Annotated in this window: 2 protein-coding genes; both read left to right on the top strand. The window is 64.8% G+C overall.

The features are described 5' to 3' along the window. Nucleotides 1-281 precede the first annotated feature (281 nt). On the top strand, nt 282-3,572 hold the full coding sequence (locus tag AC1D1X_RS17050; RefSeq protein ID WP_477670933.1) for an efflux RND transporter permease subunit: 3,291 nt from the start codon (nt 282-284) through the stop codon (nt 3,570-3,572). Next, nucleotides 3,569-4,146: TolC family protein (locus tag AC1D1X_RS17045; protein ID WP_477698723.1), on the top strand; the 578-nt coding region annotated here is incomplete at its 3' end. The genes AC1D1X_RS17050 and AC1D1X_RS17045, both read left to right, overlap by 4 nt.

Here is a 4,146-nt window from a genome sequence, read left to right as displayed (position 1 = left end):
TGCGCCGAGGAGCGCAGGTTCAGGCGGATCAGGGATCGCGATTGTCTGAGCCGAAGGCGAGTTCGAGCGAGACCCCGCCTGRACCGAGCACCGCAGGTTGCCCGTAGCGAAGCGGAGGGWCGCAGACAGCAGGGTCGCCTTTTCTTTTGCTTACTTTGCTTTTGGCGAAGCAAAAGAAAAGTGAGTTGCCGCCGGGCAACCCCCGGCCAGCTACCCTCAGCAAAAACTCCCGCCGTTCGAACAAAAGTCACCTTCGTCACGGCCAGCGTGGGAGCCACGCCATGAACCTCTCCGAACCCTTCGTCCGCCGCCCGGTAGCCACCGTCCTCCTCACCATAGGCTTGGCCCTCGCAGGCATCGCCGCATTCTTCGTGCTGCCGGTCTCACCGCTGCCGCAAGTGGATTTCCCGGTGATCTCGGTCAGCGCCTCGTTGCCGGGGGCCAGTCCCTCCACCATGGCCAGCAGTGTGGCGACGCCGCTGGAGCGGCGCCTCGGCGTGATCGCGGGCGTCAATGAGATGACGTCCAACAGCAGCAACGGCTCAACCCGTGTCAGCCTGCAGTTTGACCTGAACCGGAAGATCGACGCGGCAGCGCGCGAGGTGCAGGCAGCCATCAACGCCTCGCGCGCCGACCTCCCTGCCACACTGCGCAGCAACCCGACCTACCGCAAAGCCAACCCGGCTTCGGCGCCGGTCATCATCCTGGCGCTCACGTCCAGGACGCGCTCACCGGGCCAGATTTACGACGAAGTCTCCAACCTCGTGCAGCAAAAAATCGCCCAGGTGCCCGGGGTCGGCGACGTGGAGCTTGGCGGCGGTTCGTTGCCGGCGGTGCGCGTGGAACTGCTGCCGTTTGCACTCAACCGCTATGGCGTTGCCATGGAAGATGTGCGTGCGGCCCTGCAGGCGTCGAACGCCAACCGGCCCAAGGGCGCGATCGAAGGCAACGGCCAGCGCTTCCAGATTTACTCAGGCTCCAACACCGCCAGCGGCGGGCTCAAGGCCATCGACTACCGCAACCTGGTGGTGGCCTGGCGCAACAATGCCGCCATCCGGCTGCAGGACGTGGCCGAGGTGCAGGACGGTGTGGAGAACATCAACACGCTCGGTCTTTTCAACGGCGAGCCGGCGGTGATCGTGCTGGTCACGCGCCAGCCCGATGCCAATGTGATTGCCACTGTCGACGGCGTGCGCGCCCTGATTCCCGAGCTGCAGGCCGCCTTGCCGCAGGACGTGCAGTTGCAGGTGGCATCCGACAGCACCAACTCCATCCGTGCCTCGCTGCACGAGATCGAAGTCACGCTGCTGATTTCCATCGTGCTGGTGGTGCTGGTGGTAAGCGCCTTCCTGCGCAGCGCCCGTGCCACCATCATCCCGGCCGTGGCCACCGTCGTCTCCTTGCTGGGCACCTTCGGCGTGATGTACCTGCTGGGCTTTTCACTGAACAACCTGAGCCTGATGGCGCTCACCGTGGCTACCGGTTTTGTGGTGGACGACGCCATCGTGGTGCTGGAAAACACCAGCCGGCACATCGAGGCCGGCATGGACCGTTTCAAGGCCGCGCTGCTGGGGGCGCGGGAGGTCGGCTTCACGGTGCTGTCGATCAGCCTGTCGCTCGTGGCCGTGTTTATACCGCTACTCTTCATGGGCGGACAGGTGGGCCGGCTGTTCCGCGAATTCGCGGTCACGCTGTCTGCTGCGGTGATGATCTCGCTGGTCATCTCGCTGACCACCACGCCCATGATGTGCGCCTGGCTTCTGAGGCCTGACGCGCACGAGAAGAAGCCCGGGCGTTTTGCTTTTGTGGGGCGCTGGTTCGAGCGTGCCTTCAACCGCGTGCACCGCAGCTACGAAGTGAGCCTGGACTGGGCCCTGCACAGCAAGTTGCTGGTGATGCTGATTTTGGTGGCCGTGATCGGGCTCAACGGTTTTCTCTTCGTGAAGGCGCCCAAGGGCTTCTTTCCGCAACAGGACACCGGGCAGATCAACGGCGGCCTGCGTGCCGACCGCAGCATCTCATTTCAGGCCCTCCAGGCCAAGCTCAAGCAGCTGGTCGACATCATCCGCGCCGACCCGGCCGTGGACACCGTGGTGGGTTTTACCGGTGGTTCCCGAGCGGGCGGGGGTTTCATGTTCATCAACCTCAAACCAGTGGGGCAACGCGACGTGGCCGGCCAGGCCGTGATTGCGAGGCTGCGCCCGCAGCTGGCACGGGTGACCGGGGTCAGCCTTTTCCTGAACCCCGTGCAGGACCTGCGCGGCGGCGGCCGCCAGACCAATTCGACTTACCAGTACACGCTCAAAAGCGACAACGCGGCCGACTTGCGTGTATGGGCCACACGCCTGGCGGACCAGATGAAACTGCAGCCCGCCCTGACCGACGTGGACACCGACCAGCAGGAAAACGGTGTGGAGACCATGGTCACGGTGGACAAGGAAAGCGCGGCACGCATGGGCATCAGCTCACGCGACGTGGACAACGCGCTCTATGACGGCTTCGGCCAGCGCCAGGTGGCCACGATATACGCCGAACTCAACCAGTACCACGTAATCATGGAAGTGGCGCCGCGCTACACCCGCAGCCCCGAGTCGCTGAAAGATATTTACGTACCGGCCAAGGGGGCTGGAGGCAACACAAGCAACACAACCAACAATACCGGAAGCACCGGCACCCCGGCTGCAACCACGGTGGCCACCGGCACCTCTGTGGCCAATCCATCCCTGCGTGATTCTTCGTCGGGCCAGGTCCTGAGCGCCTCGGCCAGCACCATGGTGCCCCTGTCGGCCATTGCCACCTTCAGCGAAAACCCCACCGCCGCTTCGGTCAGCCACGAAGACGGCGAGCTTTCCACCACGGTTTCCTACAACCTCGCCGATGGCAGCACGCTGAGCGACGGCCAGGCCGCGGTGCACCAGGCGGAAGCCGACATCCGGCTGCCCAACAACGTGCGCGGCAGCTTTTCCGGCACAGCGCTCAATGCGCAGCAATCGCAAAACGAGCAACCGTTGCTGATCCTGGCGGCGCTGGTGGTGATCTACATTGTGCTGGGCATCCTGTACGAAAGCCTGGTGCATCCCATCACGGTGCTGTCCACCTTGCCCTCGGCCGGTGTGGGCGCTGTGCTGGCCTTGCTGCTGTTCAAGCTGGATTTTTCCATCATCGCGCTGATCGGGCTGTTCCTGCTGATCGGCATCGTCAAGAAAAACGCCATCCTGATCATCGACTTCGCGCTGGAAGCCGAGCGGGCGCGTGGCCTATCCGCGATTGAGGCTGTGCGCGAAGCCTGTCTGCTGCGCTTTCGCCCCATCCTGATGACCACACTGGCGGCCATTCTGGGTGCGTTGCCGCTGGCCATTGGTTTCGGCGAAGGCGCCGAGCTGCGCCGCCCGCTGGGCATCGCCATCATCGGCGGGCTGATTGCCAGCCAGGTGCTGACATTGCTCACCACCCCGGTGGTCTATGTGCTGATGGACAAGCTCCGCCGGCGCAGCCCTTCCGAGCGTCAGCTCAGCCGCCACCCTGACGAGACCGACGCGCCGCCGCCCGGCGCCCCGCTCCAACTGCAATGACTGACGACGCCATGAACCACTTTTCCGACACTCACCCCGCACACCGTTCACGTTTTCAGCTTCGCCTGCTGTGCGCTGCGCTGGTGCTTGCCGTTGGCGGCTGCGCAGTCGGCCCCGACTACCAGCGCCCGGCCACGGTCGACGTGAGCACCTACAAGGAAGCGCAAGGCTGGGTTCCGGCCGCGCCCGCCGATACGCTTGAGCGCGGCCCGTGGTGGTCGCTCTTCAAGGACCCGGTACTGGACCAGCTGGCATCGCGTGTGGAGGTGTCCAACCAGAACGTGGCAGTGGCCGTTGCAGCCTACGCGCAGGCACGCGCCCTGGTGCGCGAGCAGCGGGCATCGCTGTTCCCGACGGTTTCGCTGGATGGCAGCGCCAGCCGCTCGGGCAGCAGTAGCAGCAGCAGCACGGCGGGCAACAATGTCGGTGGCCGCGTGGGCAACAACTACCAGCTCAGCATTGGTGGCAGTTGGGAACCCGATGTATGGGGCCGTCTGGGCCGCACCGTGGACGGCGCGAAAGCCAGCGAACAGGCCAGCGCCGCCGACCTGGCTTCGGCCAAACTGTCGGCGCA

The sequence above is a fragment of the Polaromonas sp. P1_G4 genome (assembly GCF_056405475.1).
Note: the sequence above shows the minus strand (reverse complement) of the source record. Positions and strands in the feature narration are given on the sequence as shown.